The sequence below is a fragment of the Massilia sp. YIM B02443 genome (genome assembly GCF_030411955.1).
In the GTDB taxonomy this organism is placed as follows: Bacteria; Pseudomonadota; Gammaproteobacteria; order Burkholderiales; family Burkholderiaceae_D; genus Telluria.
This window is the reverse complement of sequence record NZ_JASNRA010000006.1, coordinates 19,196-35,530: the sequence shown is the minus strand read 5'-3', so window position 1 is coordinate 35,530 and position 16,335 is coordinate 19,196. Positions and strand designations below refer to the sequence as shown.

The 16,335-nt window shown below is 66.2% G+C and carries 11 protein-coding genes; 7 read left to right on the top strand and 4 right to left on the bottom strand.

Translation table 11 applies throughout. The features are described from left to right. The first annotated feature begins 36 nt into the window (after positions 1-36). The 4 genes from QPK27_RS08185 to tatC all read left to right on the top strand — a co-directional run bounded on the left by QPK27_RS08185 (position 37) and on the right by tatC (position 2,098). On the top strand, positions 37-411 hold the full coding sequence (locus tag QPK27_RS08185; RefSeq protein WP_290417728.1) for a histidine triad nucleotide-binding protein: 375 nt from the start codon (positions 37-39) through the stop codon (positions 409-411). A 126-nt stretch (positions 412-537) separates the two neighbouring features. Further along, positions 538-789 carry a Sec-independent protein translocase subunit TatA gene (tatA, locus tag QPK27_RS08180; protein ID WP_290417727.1) on the top strand — a complete coding sequence of 84 codons (252 nt, stop codon included), beginning with the start codon at positions 538-540 and terminating at the stop codon, positions 787-789. Positions 790-801: 12 nt separating this feature from the next. Then, the gene (gene tatB / locus QPK27_RS08175) at positions 802-1,341 is read left to right on the top strand and encodes a Sec-independent protein translocase protein TatB (RefSeq protein ID WP_290417726.1); all 540 of its coding nucleotides are present in this window, start codon (positions 802-804) and stop codon (positions 1,339-1,341) included. Between the two features lie 4 nt (positions 1,342-1,345). Further along, the gene (tatC, locus tag QPK27_RS08170) at positions 1,346-2,098 is read left to right on the top strand and encodes a twin-arginine translocase subunit TatC (RefSeq protein WP_290417725.1); all 753 of its coding nucleotides are present in this window, start codon (positions 1,346-1,348) and stop codon (positions 2,096-2,098) included. A gap of 4 nt (positions 2,099-2,102) precedes the next feature. On the opposite strand, the gene QPK27_RS08165 is transcribed toward tatC, so the two are convergent. The 4 genes from QPK27_RS08165 to QPK27_RS08150 all read right to left on the bottom strand — a co-directional run bounded on the left by QPK27_RS08165 (position 2,103) and on the right by QPK27_RS08150 (position 12,135). Continuing rightward, positions 2,103-3,560: a PHB depolymerase family esterase gene (locus QPK27_RS08165; RefSeq protein ID WP_290417914.1), complete on the bottom strand. Its 1,458-nt coding sequence runs from the start codon at positions 3,558-3,560 to the stop codon at positions 2,103-2,105. 387 nt (positions 3,561-3,947) lie between these two features. Next, positions 3,948-5,846 (bottom strand): DUF885 domain-containing protein, encoded by a 1,899-nt coding sequence (locus tag QPK27_RS08160; RefSeq protein WP_290417724.1) that lies wholly within the window; start codon positions 5,844-5,846, stop codon positions 3,948-3,950. Between the two features lie 170 nt (positions 5,847-6,016). Next, positions 6,017-10,186, bottom strand: coding sequence for a DEAD/DEAH box helicase (locus QPK27_RS08155; protein WP_290417723.1), 4,170 nt, complete (start codon positions 10,184-10,186; stop codon positions 6,017-6,019). Beyond that, a complete protein-coding gene (locus tag QPK27_RS08150; protein ID WP_290417722.1) occupies positions 10,183-12,135 on the bottom strand; it encodes a prolyl oligopeptidase family serine peptidase in 1,953 nt (650 codons plus the stop codon). The genes QPK27_RS08155 and QPK27_RS08150 overlap by 4 nt, the downstream gene beginning before the upstream one ends. An 88-nt stretch (positions 12,136-12,223) precedes the next feature. Between QPK27_RS08150 and hemE the strand changes: the two genes are divergently transcribed. The 3 genes from hemE to QPK27_RS08135 all read left to right on the top strand — a co-directional run bounded on the left by hemE (position 12,224) and on the right by QPK27_RS08135 (position 16,335). Continuing rightward, entirely contained in the window at positions 12,224-13,330 is a 1,107-nt protein-coding gene (gene hemE, locus QPK27_RS08145) for a uroporphyrinogen decarboxylase (protein WP_290417721.1), read from the top strand. 544 nt (positions 13,331-13,874) lie between these two features. Continuing rightward, positions 13,875-15,881, top strand: a complete 2,007-nt coding sequence (locus QPK27_RS08140; RefSeq protein WP_290417720.1) for a primosomal protein N' — start codon at positions 13,875-13,877, stop codon at positions 15,879-15,881. Positions 15,882-15,966: 85 nt separating this feature from the next. After that, complete coding sequence (locus QPK27_RS08135) at positions 15,967-16,335, top strand: TetR/AcrR family transcriptional regulator (RefSeq protein ID WP_290417719.1); 369 nt, start codon at positions 15,967-15,969, stop codon at positions 16,333-16,335.

Sequence of the window (16,335 nt, the reverse complement as noted above, 5' to 3'; positions counted from 1 at the left end):
CGCTGTGGCACGGTGTAATAAAAACCTGGAGACAAGATGGATAACTGCATTTTTTGCAAGATCGTCGCCAAGCAGATTCCGGCCGCCGTCGTCTATGAAGACGACGACCTGCTCGCCTTCAAGGACATCAATCCGGCTGCCCCGGTGCACCTGCTGGTGATCCCGAAGCAGCACGTGGCGACGCTGTCGGACTGCACCGATGCCCACGCCGCCGTGCTGGGCAAGATGCTGGCGCTGGCGCCCAAGCTTGCAAAAGAGAATGGTATCGACGTCAAAACCGACGCGAATGGCAACACCAGCGGCGGTTTCAAGACCCTGATCAACGCCGGTCCGGATGGCGGTCAGGAAGTCTATCACCTGCATTTGCACGTGTATGGCGGTCCGCGTCCGTGGCGCGGCCTGAACATCTAAGGCAGACGTAAGTCTTGGCGGGAGCAATCGGTTCCCGCATCGCATATACTGCGTGTTGGCGGCATTATTCGCTGCACATACGCTTGTCCGTTTTACAGGCGCCAGGCGCCTTGCTAGGAGATAAACATGGGTTCGATGAGTATTTGGCACTGGGTGATCGTGCTGGTGGTCGTGATGCTGATTTTCGGCACCAAGAAGCTGGGCAATATGGGTTCCGACCTGGGCAAGGCCGTGAAAGGCTTCAAGGACGGCGTCAAGAGCGACGAAGAGAAGGCCAATGCGGCCAATCCGGTCAACCCGACCACGGGCCAGCCGACCCAGCAAGTGGCCGACAAGTCGACCATCGACGTGGAAGCCCGCGACAAGACCCGTCTGTAATCAAGCAGTTCCATGATTGATCTTGGACTGTCGAAACTGGCGATCATCGGCGTGGTTGCCCTGATCGTGATCGGCCCTGAAAAGCTGCCGAAGGTGGCGCGCATGGCCGGGACGCTGTACGGCCGCGCCCAGCGCTACCTGCACGACGTCAAATCCGAGGTCAGCCGCGAGATCGAGCTCGACGAATTGCGCAACCTGCACAAGGAAGTGCAGGACCGCGCGCAGTCGTTCAAGGACGAGGTGCAATCGGCCAAGAACGATTTCGAGTCGAACGTGACCAGTCATGTCGACGAGGTCGAGGCGCTGTGGGATGGCGGGTCTGCGCACGAAAGCAGCAGCGCCGCCACCAGCAGCAGCTACGGCACGCCAACGCTTGAAGACATCGACCGCAAGGCCAAGGACTTCCGCCGCAAGAAGCTGGTGCGCACCTCCGCCGTGCCGGCCTGGTACAAGAACCGCCATGGCACCAAGCGCCATGTGATGTCGGGCGCCGCCCGCGTGCGCAAGTTCCGTCCTGGTTCGGGCGCCAAATCCAATTCTTCCTTCTTCTGATCTGATGACCGAGCAAGCCGGCGAAGAAACATTTATCTCGCATCTGGTCGAGCTGCGTGACCGGCTGGTCAAGGCCTCGATCGGTATCGCGATCGTCTGCGCCGCGCTGATGCTGTGGCCGGGCCCGTCGCACATCTACGACCTGCTGGCCGAGCCGATGATCGCCTCGATGCCGAAAGGTTCGACCATGATCGCCACCGGCGTCATTTCGCCGTTCCTGGTGCCGATGAAGGTGACGCTGCTGCTGGCGTTCATCGTGGCGCTGCCGTGGGTGTTCTATCAGGCCTGGGCGTTCATCGCGCCGGGGCTGTACGCCCACGAGAAGCGCCTGGTGCTGCCGCTGGTGATTTCGTCCTCGCTGCTGTTCATCGCCGGCGTGGCGTTCTGCTACTTCTTCGTGTTCGGCCGCGTGTTCCACTTCATCGGCGAGTTCGCGCCGACGTCGATCGCGGTCATGCCCGATATCGAGAACTACCTCGACTTCGTGATGTCGATGTGCCTGGCCTTCGGCGCCTCGTTCGAGGTGCCGGTGGTGGTGGTGATCCTGGTGCGCATGGGGATCGTCAGCATCGAGAAGCTGCGCGAGATCCGCTCGTACGTGATCGTCGGCGCGTTCGTGATCGCCGCCATCGTGACGCCGCCGGACGTGGTCAGCCAGCTGGCGCTGGCGATTCCGATGTGGCTGCTGTACGAGCTGGGCCTGCTGGTGGCGCCGGCCTTCCAGCGCGCGACGCAGGCGCCGGAAGAAACCGCGTAACGCGTTACGGGCAACTCCCCACCACGTAATATCCCTCCGCCGTCTGCGCCAGCGTGCGCGTGATGAAGATGTTGTACAAGCCCATGTTCTGGTTCGACCCCTTGGCCAGCGCAAAGCCTGCGCTGACGTAGGCGCGCCCGGCCAGCACATGGGCGTAGTTGGTGGCGGTGCTGGTGGTGCAGGTGAAGGGCGGCGGCGGCGTCCCGCTCCCCACCTGGAAGGGCGCGATGCTGCAGGGCGCCGACACCTGCCCGTTGCTCCCGGTCGCCGTCACGCTGCCGCTGTACGTCCCGTCAGCCCGTCCCGCATACGCCTTGCTGAATCCACCGCCTGTGCCGGCCGCCGCATCGTCCACCGGCGACGGCCCGTCCAGCCGCACCCGGTAGCTCGCGATCGTCCCGTTGTCGAACGAGGCCGCACCGGATACCGTCACGGTCGCACCGGACACGCTGGCGCTGCACGCGCTCATCACCGGCGCCGGCGCCTGCCCCTGTGTTATGCGCAGGTTGTTGGTGAACCAGAAATCCATCAGGAAGGCCGGATAATTCACCCTGGTCGAATTGACGAAGTTGGCGTTCTGCCCGCCGCTGCCGGCCGGCCAGGCATGACCCAGCCCGCTGACCGCAATCTCCGAGGTGCGCAGCTTGCCGTTGGCATCAAGGTACGGCACGTTGCTGCCGCTGCCCGGCACACTGGCCGTGGCGCCCCTGGTGAACGTGCCGCCATACACCTGGCGCAGCGCGGCCGCGTCGAGCGGGCCATAGGCCTGTGCCACCGTGTAGTCGCCCGTGCCCCAGATCACGCTCGCGATCTGGCTCGAGAAGGAAGCGGCCGCATTGCCCGCCATCGCGCGGCAGTTGTTGGCCGCCGTGGTTGCCGTGAAGCCGGACGGCACCAGCGATATCTGTCCCGAACCGACGCCCGGCGCGGGGCCGGCGCCGATGCCGACGCCGGCGAAGATCTCGGGGGCGGTGCAGGCCAGCACCATGGCCTTGGCGCCGCCCGAGGACAGGCCCGCCACGTACACCTGTTTGGGGTCGATCGCATACTGCGGGTTGCTGAGGAAGCGGTTGACCAGGTCGAGCAGCACCGCGTTGTGGCCATAGCCGCGGCTGCGGTTGGTGGCGGCCCAGTCCCAGCAGTGGGTGCCGTAGACATTGCCGGTGGCGTTCGGCGCCAGGATCACGGCGCCGTACCGGTCGGCCATCGCCTTCCAGTTGAAGCCGGCGTCGCCGCTGCCGTTGATCACGTCGCCGCCGGCCGTTTGCACGCAGCCGTGCAGCACCAGCACCAGGGCGCGCTTGTTGTCCAGGGTGGGGAGGGTGGCCGGCCAGTAGTAGTCGGTGATGGCGCCGCCATAGGTCGTGTCGGCGGCCCAGGTCTGGTTGGCGCTCCAGGCGCTGGGACCGGCCTGGATCGGCGTTTGCGCATGCGCGCTGAAGACCGGCGCAAGCAGCGCCAGGCAGAACGCGGCCCGCGCCGCTAGTCGGTCGAAGGGGTTTTAGCAGTTAGCTTGGAACTCATTCAAACCTGTGTAGTCTTATCATACGGCGGTGAGTTCCACCGTGTCAGCCTGTGGAGAAGACGGCTCTGGCCCTGCAAAATTGCAGGGTGAAACCAGCTTCGACGAAGCAGGAATTCAACAGTAAAGCAAGCTGTAAATAGTTTTACGTAAGTTTGAAGGAACGGTACATGCGCTGTCTCCAGTATGGTTATCGTGGCGGCGCCCGAGCGCCGCATTGATCATCATAGTTCTGGAAACAGGGCGCACAAGCAGGCGTTGGAGCACGCCGCTTGTGCGCTTTTGCACAGCCGGATGGCCGTGCCAGGCAGGCTTGTTACATCGGGCTTACTGCATCAGCTCCGCAATCATCTTCACCGGCGCATTGCCATAGCTGAGGAACTGGTCATGGAATTCCTTCAGCTTGAAGCGCTCGCCCAGCTGGCGCTGGCGCTGTTCGCGCAGTTCCATGATCTGGTGGTAGCCGCTGAAGTAGCTGGTCAGCTGCACCGACGTCAGCGTCACGCGGCGCCATTTTTCGTCGGCTTCCTGGCGCGTCTGGAAGGCCTGGCGGGTGAGCAGGTCGATCGCCTCCGCCTGCTTCATGCCGTTCACGTGCACGCTGTAGTCGAGGATGGTGTTGGTGACGCTGCGCAGGTTCCATTTCGAGTACATCAGCCACATCTCGGGCGCGTTGTCGCCGTACCCCGATTCGAGCATCATGCGCTCGCCATACACGGCCCAGCCTTCGACCATGGCGCCGTTGCCGAACAGGGACTTGACCAGCGAAGGCGAGCGGTTGGCATGCACCAGCTGCGCATAGTGGCCCGGAATCGCTTCGTGGATGTTCAGGATCTGCAGGATCCACTCGTTGTATTCGCGCAGGCTGCTTTCGGCCTGTTCCGCCGTCAAGCCGTCGAGCGGCGTGACGTTGTAATAAGTCTTGTCCTTGGAGCGGTACGGACCCGGCGCGTCGATGCTGGCGCCGGCCACGCCGCGCTGGTACATCGGGGTCTCGCGCACTTCCAGCGGTTTGCTCGGGTCGAGCGTCAAGAGGTCATGCTTGATCACCCAGTCCTGCAGCTGCGGGATCTGGCGCCGGATCTCGGACACGAAGTTCTCGCGCGCCACGTGGCGGCTCGAGAGCTTGTCGATCATCATGCCGATCTTCCTGAAGCGGTCCGTCGGCTTGGACACGCCGGCCATGTAGCGCGGCCACAGCTCGTCCGACACGGCATCCATGCGGGTGAGCAGCTCTTCGCGCGTGGCCAGCGCCTTGCGGTAGGTCTGCTCGGCGCTGCTCGACGACTGGATGTCGAGCGCGAACTTCTGTTCGTACAGCGCCTTGCCGATGCGGAACGGGCGCGCCTGGCCGCTGGCGGCCTGGCGTTTTTCGATTCCGTTCAAAAAGTCCATGTAGCCCAGCAGCGCGGTGCCGGCGTTGGCGAGGCGCTGGGCGAAGATCGCTTTTTCTTGCGGCGTCAGGATCGACTCCTGGGCCGCCTTGCCCAGGTCGGCCAGGATCACCATGGTGCCCGGCGCCTGCGCGATCGCGAGCTGGGTGTGCTCGCGCGTCGGCGTGGTGATCGAGGCTTGCGCCGCCTGGTAGTAGGCCGGCACGTTGGCCAGGCGCTTGAGGATGGTGCGCAGGCGCTGCGGCTTGGCCGCGTAGTCGGTGTTCAGGATCAGGTCGAGCGGCGCGGCGACGTTGTACAGCGACGGATTCCACTCGTGTTCGCGCCAGCTGGTCAGGCTCCAGCGGTCCTTTTCCAGCTTGTTGACCAGCAGCGCCAGGTCGGTGCGGTAGCGCGGCGACATCTGCCTGGCGTCGAGCTTGCCGAATTTTTCCAGCCATTCGTTGGCAAAGGCGAGCTTCCTGGCGCGGGTGGCGGCGTCGGGGATGGTCAGGTTGGCGGCCTGGTCGAACTTGCCGACATAGATGCCGCCTTCCGGGTCGACCCGCCACAGGGCGGTCAGGTATTGCATGCTCATCGAGGCCATGTGGCGGTCGAGGCGGCCTTCGCTGGCGCTGGCAGTGGAGGAGGTGCTTGCGGCAGCGGCGGCAGTAGCGCCGGCGGCGGCAACCACGGCGGCTTTCTTGCCTTTATTGCTGGTCTTCTTCTTGACGACCTTCGAGGACTTGGCCTCGGCCTTGGCCTTGCCTTTGGACTTGGCGGTGGCGGCATGCGCCGGCGTCAGTGCGAAACACGCCAGCAAGGCTGCCAGCGCGATCTTCGTTTTCATCATCGTATTCGGCCCTGTGACAGAGAATAGGGTGGCCTGGCTGCGCTTGCAGGTGTGGAGGCAGGCGCGGATTCAGGCGCGGAGCGCGTGCAGATTAGCATCAAACGTGGCATTTGCGGCCACCTTGAAACATTCCGACACGTAAGTTTGACAATGTTGATTGATCGTCAACCTCAGCGTCCCAGCCCCGTGCGCAGCATCTCCAGCATGTCCTGCGGCGACATGCGCGCCGCCACCTCGGTCCCGGCCAGCAGGCTGTCGGCCAGGTCGCGCTTGTGGCGGTGCAGGTCGACGATGCCTTCCTCGATGGTGCCGCGCGCCACCAGGCGGTAGATCGTCACCGGGCGCTGCTGGCCCATGCGGTGGGCGCGGTCCGAGGCCTGGTCTTCCACCGCCGGGTTCCACCACGGGTCCATGTGGATCACGTAGTCGGCCGCGGTCAGGTTGATGCCGACCCCGCCCGCTTTCAGGCTGATCAGGAACAGGTCGCCGTCGCCGGCCTGGAAGGCGTCGACCCGCTTTTTACGTTCCTGCATCGGGGTGGCGCCGTCCAGGTACTGGTAGCGGATGCCCTGCTTGTCCAGGTAGTTGCGGATCAGGGTCAGGTGGTCGACGAACTGGCTGAACACCAGCACCTTGTGGCGGTTCTCGAGCAGGTCTTCGGTCAGGCGCGCGAACGCCGCCAGCTTGCTGCTGACGATGCCGGCGCCGGGCGCCACCAGCTCGGGATTGCAGCAGGCGCGGCGCAGGCGCATCATCTCGGCCAGGATCTCGATCGACTTCTGGCCTTCGGGCGCTTCCAGTGCCGCCAGCTTGTCCAGCGCCTGGCGGCGCAGCGATTCGTACAGCGCGCTCTCTTCGGCGCTCAGCTCCACCGGCAGCACGATCTCGGTGCGCGGCGGCAGTTCGGTCAGCACCTGCGCCTTGGTGCGGCGCAGGATGAAGGGGGACGTCAGCCGGCGCAGGCGCACACGGGCGCCGGCTTCGGCGCGCCTGTCTCTATTCTTATCCGTCTGCGCCTTTTCGATCGGGCCGGCGAAGCGCAGCTGGAACTGGTCGGCCGTGCCGAGCAGGCCCGGATTGATGAAGCGGAACAGGTTCCACAATTCGCCCAGGTGATTCTCCAGCGGGGTGCCGGTGGCCGCCATGCGGAAGTCGCCCTGCAGCGCCATCACCGCCTGCGAGCGCTTGGTGTGCATGTTCTTGATCGCCTGCGCTTCGTCCAGCACGATGCTGTGCCAGCGCCGGCCCTTGAACAGCGCCGCTTCCAGTTGCAGCAGGCCGTAGCTGACCACCATCACGTCGAACGGGCCGGCCTGTTCGACCGTCGCCTTGCGGTCGCCCGCGCCGAACAGTGTCAGGTTCAGCGTCGGCGCGAAGCGCGCTGCCTCGTCGATCCAGTTCAGGCACACGGTGGTCGGCGCCACCACCAGCGCCGGGCCATCCTTGGCGCGCGTCAGCAGCAGCGCCAGCGCCTGCAGCGTCTTGCCAAGGCCCATGTCGTCGGCCAGGCAGGCGCCCACGCCCCAGTGGGCCAGGCGTCCCAGCCACTGGAAGCCCTCGACCTGGTAGTCGCGCAGCTCGGCCTGCAGCGTCGACGGCAGCTCCGGCACGAAGGCCGCGTTCTCGGCCATGCGCGCCAGGTGCGCGGTCCAGGCTTTATCGGCATCGACGCTGCCGGCGTCGCGCGCCAGCTCGTCCAGCGCAAAGCTCGACAGCGCATGGGTGCGGATGCCGTCGCCGTGGATTTCGCCATAGGCGCCCAGCTCCGTCAGGCGCCGGTGCAGTTCCTCGGACAGGGCCAGGTATTCGTTCTCGCCCAGCGCCACGAAGCGGCTGTCGCTCTCACGCAGCTTTTCCAGCAGCGTGCGCAGGTTCATCACCCGGCCCTCGTCGATCATCACGTCGCCATTGGCCGCGAACCAGTCCTTGTCGCGCCGGATCTGGACCCGCACCGATTTGCTGGTGGCCTTTTTGGTGACCCTGAACTTCTCGCCCTCGGGCCAGGCCACCACGATGTCTTGCGCAGCGGCCTCGCGCAGCTGGTCGACCAGCTCCAGCGCCAGCAGCGGCTGGCCGAGCAGCCATTCGCCGTGGTCGAGTTCCGCGCCTTCCAGCACCTGGCAGGCGCTCACCAGCCGGCGCTCGGCTTCGCGCTCGGCGTTCAGGTCGCGCCGCGCCTCCGTGCGCACGCCGGCGACGTCGGCGATCACGCTGGCCGCCCCTTCGCCGGGACCGTAATAGGCGCCGGCGTCCGGCAGCGGACGCACCAGCAGCTGCATGCGCAGGCCTTGTTGGTAAGGGCGCAGGTGCACGTGCAGGCGCGGGTCGGCGTCGACCGTCTCGATGTCGCTGGCGCTGGCGCCGATGTCCGACTGCACGGTGACGATCGAGGACACGGCGCCGATCGCGCGCAGCACGCGCCGCTCGGCCGCCAGCGGCACGTGCAACCCGTCGCCGAGGATGGCGCCGATGCGCCGGTGTTCTTCGTTGACGTGCACCAGGCGCAGGCGGGTCGGCGTCTCGCGCGACACCACCACGTCGCCGTGCGCGTCTTCCAGGTTTGGCACCAGGGCGATGTGGACGCTGTCGTCGTGCTTGGTGACGCGCAGCTCCGGCTCGCCCGGCAGCAGCTCGACCCGGGTGCCGGGCGAATCCATCCAGAACAGCAGCGGATGGCCGACCAGCGCCGCCAGCGCCTTGTTGACTTCGATCTCGAAACGGATGGTGCTGCTGCCGTAATAGCGCCGCCCGGCGATGGTGTGCGCCGCCTGCAGGTCCTGGGCGGTGAGGAAGTCGAGCGTCTGGCCTTCCTCGGCCAGGCGCTTCAAGCTGATGGCGCGCCCGCGCGTCCAGGCGCCTTGCGCATCGCGTTTCTGTTCGCGCGGTTCGAGCTCCTGCACGCCCAGGTGCGGGTCGTAGCGGATCATCCAGACCAGGCGCGATTCGCGCACCGTCTCGACCGACAACGCCGGCTGCAGGTTGATCAGGGCGTTGAGCTGGCGCTCCCACGCTTCTTCGCGCGCGAACCAGAGCGTCATGTCGGCGAAGCGGTGGCGTCCGCGCAGTTGGGCGGCGCGCGCTTCGTGCGCGACCGCGCCGGCTTGGTTCATCTGCGCCAGCACGCCAGCCAGCTGGGCCGACCAGAAATCGAAGCCGGCTTCCTCGGACAGGGCCAGCATGTCCTCGATGCGGGCGCGTTGTCCGTTCAGGCTTGATAAGCCCAGCCAGTAGTGGATCAGGGCGCGCAGCACGGTCGGTTCCAGCGCCATCTCCCAGCTGCGGGTGGCGAACAATTCGGCGTCGACGGTGCCGCGCCGGATCTCGTGCAGCATGCCGAGCTGGAACCAGACCGCGGTCTCGGGACGCTGGACCGAGCGCGTGACGCTTTCCAGCCAGGCGTCCGCCAGCTTGCGGTGGCCGGCGTCGCTGCTGCGCAGCAGGGCGGCCACGGCCAGGTGCGCGGCCGGGCCGTCGAAGGTGGCCTTGCGCTTGCCGGTCTCCTTGCGCAGCTGTTTCAGCGCCGCTTCGACGCCGGCCAGGCCGGCCTCGAGGTCGGCATCGCTATTCGCCCGCAGGATCTGCACCACGCTGCGCAGGAACAGGCCGGGCGAATCGCTCATCTCGGCCACCATCGCCAGCGTGTCGTCCAAGCGCCCGCACAGCAGGTAGTGTTCGCCCAGCGCCAGGCGCAGCGGGCTTTCGGGACCGCTGTGCGGCAGGTAGCGCTCGGCGCAGGCGCGCACCGCCGGCGCGATCGCCGGCTCGTTCAGCAGGTGCAGCACCAGCACCTGCAGCACCCGTTCGCGCAGGCGCGGGTGGATGCGTTCGACCATCGACGGCTCGAACGGCCGTGCGCAGACGTCAACCAGCGGATGCAGGTAGTTCGCTTCATGGCAGCGCAGGCAGGCGTCGAGCAACGGCGCCACCACGTCTTCGCCTTCGCCCGTGAGCAGGGCGATGCGCAGCAGGGCCAGGCCCTGGCGGTAGCTGCGCAGCATCAGGTTGCCCTGCCAGTCGCGCCGCAGCGGCGACACCTGGCCATACGCGGCCGCTACCTGGGCGAACAGGCCGTCGTCGAGCGCGCGGTCGAGCACCGGCCAGGCGGCGGCGGGCGCGATCGCCATGCCGCGCTCGTTGGCGTCGATCAGCAGGCCGGCGTCGCGCAGGCGCGCCAGCTCGTCGGCCCACTGCGCCGGCGGCAGCGCCGCGCCCAGTGCGCGCATGTGCTCCAGGATGCGCTGGCGGCCCATCGGCTCGCCGGCCATCGCCAGCAGCGTCAGGATCGCGCGTTCTTCGGCATTGCAATCGGCCAGCAGGGCGTCCAGATCGTCCCGCGTCATGCAGCGTCGAGGTTCTCGATGTCGATCTGCGGCAGGCCGGACGGCACCGGGATCCCGAACACGCGCAGGTAGAACACCAGCTCCGCCTCCAGCGTGCGCACCACGCTGTCGGCCTTGCGGAAGCCGTGTCCCTCGCCCTCGAGCGTGATGTAGGCCACCGGCAGGCGGCGCGCGCGCAGGGCCTCGACCATGCTTTCGGACTGCTGCGGCGGCACCACCTTGTCGTCCAGGCCCTGGAAGAAGATCATCGGGCGGCGCAGCTTGTCGCTGTGGTGGATCGGCGAGCGTTCGCGGTACACCGCCTCGGCGCGCTCGGGCGGGGCGATCAGGTACTGGTTGTAGTGCGACTCGAACTTGTGCGAATCGGCGTCCAGCCCGGCCAGGTCGGACACGCCGTAGTAGCTGGCGCCGGCCTTGAACACGTCGTGGAAGGCCAGGCTCGACAGCACCGTCAGGCCGCCGGCGCTGCTGCCGCGGATGAGCAGGCGTTCGGGATCGACCAGTCCCTGCTGCGCCAGGTGGCGCGCGCCGGCCACGCAATCCTCGACGTCGACCACGCCCCATTGGTGTTTCAGCAGGTTGCGGTAGTCGCGCCCGAAGCCGGTGCTGCCGCCGTAGTTCACGTCCAGCACGGCGAAGCCGCGGCTGGTCCAATATTGGGTCGAGAGCTTGAGGGTGCTGGCCGCCATGCCGGTCGGGCCGCCGTGGCCGATCACGATCAGCGGCGGCAGTTCGCCGGCGGCCGGTTCATGATCGGCGTTGGCAGGGGCGTAGTAGAAGGCGTGGGCGGTACGTCCATTTTGGCTGGGGTAGCTGATCGCCAGCGGCACCGACAGATAACTGGTCGACGGCGGCTGCGGGATCGAATGCGCCAGCACCTCGTTGGCGTCGCTCATCAGGTCGATGCGCACCAGTTCCGGCGCGATGGTCGGCGCGCCGCCGAGGAAGGCGATGACGTCGCCCTGCACCCGCAGGTCGCGGATTTCCTCGTACGCCGTCTCGATCGGCAGCAGGCTGCCGTCGCGCGTGGACAGGCGCGCCAGACAGCTGACGCCATTCTCGATATAGGCGCAGATGATCTCGTCGTCCGAGCGGAAGCCGTACAGCGAGCCGCCGAAGGCCCAGTGCGGGGCGCCGAATTCGGCCGCGCGCGGGCACAGCGCCTGCACCACGCCGTGTTGGTAGCGGTACAGGTTCCACCAGCCGCTGCGGTCCGAGACGAAGTGCAGCACGCCGCTCGGCGACCATTCGGGCTGGCAGATCGACTCCTCCGGCCCGCCCGCGACCAGGCGGCCATTGAGCAGGACGCCGTCGTCGCCGACGTCGGCCAGCCACAGTTCGGTGCCGACCCACGGCATGCGCGGATGGTCCCAGCACAGCCAGGCCAGCTGCCTGCCGTCCGGGGACAGGCGCGGCGCGGCGTAGAAGTCGTTGCCGTCGACCAGTACGGTCTCGGCGCCGTCGAAGCCGACCGCGCACAAGGTATTGGTCGGATAGGTGGCGCCGCTGGAATGGTCTTCGCGCACCGCGATCAGGCGAGTCCGCGCGCGGTCGAGCACGAAATCGGCGAAGCGGCGCGTGCCGTCCTGGGTCAGGGCGGTGGGTTCGGCATTGCCCGTGATCCGATAAAGGCGGTTATCCACATGGTGCGAGAAGAACACGTCGCCGCCGGCCAGCAGGCAGGCGCCGCCGCCGTATTCGTGCACGCGGGTGCGCACGTTGAACGGGGCCGGGGTCAGTTCGCGCGTGCCGCCGGCGTCGTGCAGCATCAGGGTGGTGCGGCCGGCTTCGCTGGCGCGGCCTTCCAGCCAGGCCAGTCTCGGCCCGTCGAGCATCACCTGCGACAAGGGCACGGCGCCGGCGGCCACCACGGCGGCGCTGATTGGCGAGGTCCAGGCGCCGCACGGCGTGGCTTGTTTGCTCGAATCTTGGCTGGTTGCAATACTCATCACGAACTCCCTGTCTGCATGGACCTGCATTATAAGTGTGCGCGAAGAATGCGATAATAGAGGTTTTCCCTCGCGTTTCTTGTCTCCCATGCCACAATTCGCCCCGCTCCAGAACGATACCTTCCTGCGTGCGTTGCTGCGCCAGCCGACCGAGTACACCCCGGTGTGGCTGATGCGCCAGGCCGGACGCTACCTGCCGGAATACCGCGCCACCCGCGCCCGCGCCGGCTCGTTCCTGGGGCTGGCCAAGAATCCGGATTACGCCACCGAAGTCACGCTGCAGCCGATCGACCGCTATCCGCTGGACGCGTCGATCCTGTTCTCGGACATCCTGACGGTGCCGGACGCGATGGGCCTGGGCCTGTACTTCGCCGACGGCGAGGGTCCGAAGTTCGAGCGTCCGCTGCGTACCGAAGCCGACGTCAAGGCGCTGCAGGTGCCGGACATGGCCTCGCTCGACTACGTGTTCAAGGCCGTGACCTCGATCCGCACCGCGCTCAATGGCCGCGTGCCGCTGATCGGCTTCTCGGGCAGCCCGTGGACGCTGGCCTGCTACATGGTCGAAGGCGGCGGTTCGCGCGAATTCCACACGGTGAAGAAGATGCTGTACGCGCGTCCGGACCTGATGCACCGCATCCTGGACATCAATGCGCAAGCCGTCATCCAGTACCTGAACGCCCAGATCGACGCCGGCGCCCAGGCGGTGATGATCTTCGACTCGTGGGGCGGTGCATTGGCCGATGGCGCTTACCAGGAGTTCTCGCTCAAGTACATGCGCCAGATCGTGGCAGGTTTGAAACGCACGGTCGGGAATAAACCCGATGGCGAGCGCATTCCCGCCATCGTGTTCACCAAGGGCGGCGGCATCTGGCTCGACGAGATGGCCGACATCGGCGCCGATGCGCTGGGCCTGGACTGGACGATGAACCTGGGCCGCGCACGTGCGCTGGTCGGCGACCGCGTGGCGCTGCAGGGCAACCTGGATCCGGCCATCCTGTTCGCGGAGCCGGAGCAGATCCGCGCGGAAGTCGAACGCTCCCTGAGCGCCTACGGCACCCCGGGCAATGGCCATGGCCACGTGTTCAACCTGGGCCACGGCATCTCGCAATTCACCCCGCCGGAGTCGGTCAGCGCCATGGTCGAAGCTGTGCACAGCTTCAGTCGCAAGCAACGGGCTGACGGCGGCGCCGCCTGAGTTGCCCCCATCCGCGGCGCCGGCGATCCGGCGCCGCATGCTGCAGACCTCACTTGTTCACAACTTTGTCAAAGCGATGAAAAATTCCTGTGGACATCTCAAAGGCGGTAGGGTTAGCGTAACTCCTTGATATTCAAGTTGATTTTGCGCGAGGAGCGAATTCTGTGCCCATGCGCCACAACGTTGTCCCACAGAATAAGGACCAAATCGGCTCCTTGTTCACAAAGTTATCAACAGACGCCGGATCGTTGGGGAAAAGTGCTTGGTTTACCGAGACTTAGCGTTGTTCTTCAAGTATTGCATGAAGTTTCTGATGCAACGCAGCGAGTTTTCCCAAACAAATTACCCAGTTATGCACAACGCGGCGAAAGCGGTCAAGCTTGTTAACAGGTCGAAGCCGGTTTGTGCAAGTCGATGATTTATAAGGAAAATTAAGACTTGATTTTGAGAATTATCGAAATTGACTTGATCTAACGTAAACCTTTGATGGGGTCAAGTCCCACGCTATTCACAAAGTTTTCCACAGTTTTGCACAGGGCCCAAATTGTCATACTGCATACTCGAAGTCGTGCTCGACACGCCGCTGAACAGCAGCTTCGATTACCGCTGGCCATGTGAACCCGGACAAGAGCCGGTCCCGGGCCAGCTGGCGCTGGTGTCCTTCGCGCGCCGCGAAATCATGGCCCTGATCGTCGCCGTCAAGCAGCACACCGAGGTCCCGCCCGAAAAACTGAAGGACGCGCTGGCCGTGCGCAGCCAGCTCTCGCCGCTGCCCGAGCGCTGGATCGCGCTGGCGCGCTTCGCCGCCGAGTATTACCAGCGCCCGCTGGGCGAAGTGGCGCTGCCTGGCCTGCCGAAGAACCTGCGCGTGCCCAAGACGGTGGCGCTGGATCGCGCGCTCAAAAAACTGGCCAAGCTCGATGCGCCGCAGGACGCCAGCGCGGTCGACATGCCGACGCTGAACCCCGCCCAGCAAGAAGCGGCGGACGCCATCGGCGGCGCCGATGGTTTCACCCCGCTGCTGCTGTGGGGCGTGACCGGCAGCGGCAAGACCGAGGTGTATCTGCAGGCCTGCGCCCAGGTGCTGGGGCGCGACCCGCAGGCCCAGATCCTGATCCTGGTCCCCGAGATCAACCTGACCCCGCAACTCGAGGGGAATATCCGCGCGCGCTTCCCCGGCATGATGCTGGCCACGCTGCACAGCAGCCTGTCCGAGGGTGAGCGCATGCTGCACTGGCTGGCCGCGCACAACGGCCAGGCGCGCATCGTGCTCGGCACCCGGCTGGCGATCCTGTCGTCCTTGCCGAACCTGAAACTGATCGTCATCGACGAAGAGCACGACCCTTCGTACAAGCAGCAGGAAGGCCTGCGCTATTCGGCGCGCGACCTGGCCGTGTGGCGCGCGCACCAGCTGGGGATCCCGATCGTGCTCGGTTCGGCCACGCCCTCGCTCGAATCCTGGCACCACGCCAAATCCGGCCGCTACCGCCGCCTGGACCTGCGCGAGCGCGCCGTGCGCGACGCCGTGCTGCCCAAGGTGCGCCTGGTCGACATGGAGCGCGACCGCCCGCGCGATGGTCTCACAAGCGAAGTGCTGGCCGCGCTGCGCTCACGGCTGGAAAAGGGCGAACAGTCGCTGCTGTTCCTGAACCGGCGCGGCTACGCTCCGGTAATCTGCTGCGACGCCTGCGGCTGGATCAGCAATTGCACCCGCTGCACCGCCTTCATGGTGCTGCACAAGCCCGAACACCGGCTGCGCTGCCACCACTGCAGCCTCGAATTGCGCATCCCGCGCTCGTGCCCGACCTGCGGCAACATCGACCTGCAGCCGCTGGGACGCGGCACCCAGCGCGTGGAAGAGGGCTTGCAGGCGATGTTCCCCGAAGCGCGCATCCTGCGCATCGACGCCGACTCGACGCGCCTGAAAGGCAGCGCCCAGGCGGCATTCGACAGCGTGCACCGGGGCGAGGTCGACATCCTGATCGGCACGCAAATGGTCGCCAAGGGCCACGACTTCAAGAAGCTGACGCTGGTCGGCATCCTGAACCCGGACACTGCGCTGTTCTCGCAGGACTACCGCGCCAGCGAGCGCCTGTTCGCGCAGCTGATGCAGGTGGCCGGCCGCGCCGGACGCGCCGGGGCGCCGTCCGAAGTGCTGGTGCAGACCCGCTACGCCCAGCATCCGCTGTACGGCGCGGTGATGCGCCACGATTACGAGCGCTTCGCCGGCAACCTGCTGGACGAACGGCGCGACGCCGGGCTGCCGCCCTTCATGTACCAGGCGTTGCTGCGCGCCGAGGCGCGCGAACTGCCGATCGCGATCGCATTCCTGGAAGCGGCGCGTGACTGCCTGCCGACGGACGGGATCATGATGAACGACCCGATTCCGATGACCATGACCCGGGTTCACAACGTCGACCGCGCCCAGTTGCTGGTGGAGTCGAGTTCGCGCCCGGCGCTGCAGGCCTTCCTGCGCGTCTGGATCGAGGAACTGCGGGCCATGAAGTCGCGCGTGAAGTGGTCGCTCGAGGTCGATCCGCTCGACATCTGAGTCCGTGCGCCGAAGTTCTTGACCGGTCGCTCCAGAACATCTACATTGCAGTTATTGAACAACCGTTCCATAACTGGATGTCCCCATGGCGCGCCCCCGGAATTTCAATGAAGACGATGTCATCGAACGCGCCGCCGGCGCCTTCGGCCAGCTTGGCTATACCGGCTGCTCGGTAGACGACCTGGTCGCCGCGACCGGCCTGCAGCGCGGCAGCCTGTACAAGACGTTCGGCTCCAAGCGCGGCCTGTTCGAACAGGTATTGCGGCGCGCCCTGGCCGGAGACTGGCAGCACGATCCGGCGGCGCTCGACCTCCTGATCACCGCCTTGCGCGAGCTGGCCAGCATCGACTTGCCAATCGCCGCACTGTGCCGCGACGCGCTCGCGGCTTGTTCCCAGGACCCCGCGCAATTGCTGGGATCGCGCTTGCTCGCCCACCTTCCCATCAAGGATTGA

Coding starts and splice junctions, on each gene's coding strand:
- tatB (WP_290417726.1), top strand. CDS start 802: ATGATTGATCTTGGACTGTCGAAACTGGCGATCATCGGCGTGGTTGCC.
- QPK27_RS08135 (WP_290417719.1), top strand. CDS start 15,967: ATGGCGCGCCCCCGGAATTTCAATGAAGACGATGTCATCGAACGCGCC.
- tatA (WP_290417727.1), top strand. CDS start 538: ATGGGTTCGATGAGTATTTGGCACTGGGTGATCGTGCTGGTGGTCGTG.
- QPK27_RS08160 (WP_290417724.1), bottom strand. CDS start 5,846: ATGATGAAAACGAAGATCGCGCTGGCAGCCTTGCTGGCGTGTTTCGCA.
- QPK27_RS08155 (WP_290417723.1), bottom strand. CDS start 10,186: ATGACGCGGGACGATCTGGACGCCCTGCTGGCCGATTGCAATGCCGAA.
- tatC (WP_290417725.1), top strand. CDS start 1,346: ATGACCGAGCAAGCCGGCGAAGAAACATTTATCTCGCATCTGGTCGAG.
- QPK27_RS08150 (WP_290417722.1), bottom strand. CDS start 12,135: ATGAGTATTGCAACCAGCCAAGATTCGAGCAAACAAGCCACGCCGTGC.
- QPK27_RS08185 (WP_290417728.1), top strand. CDS start 37: ATGGATAACTGCATTTTTTGCAAGATCGTCGCCAAGCAGATTCCGGCC.
- hemE (WP_290417721.1), top strand. CDS start 12,224: ATGCCACAATTCGCCCCGCTCCAGAACGATACCTTCCTGCGTGCGTTG.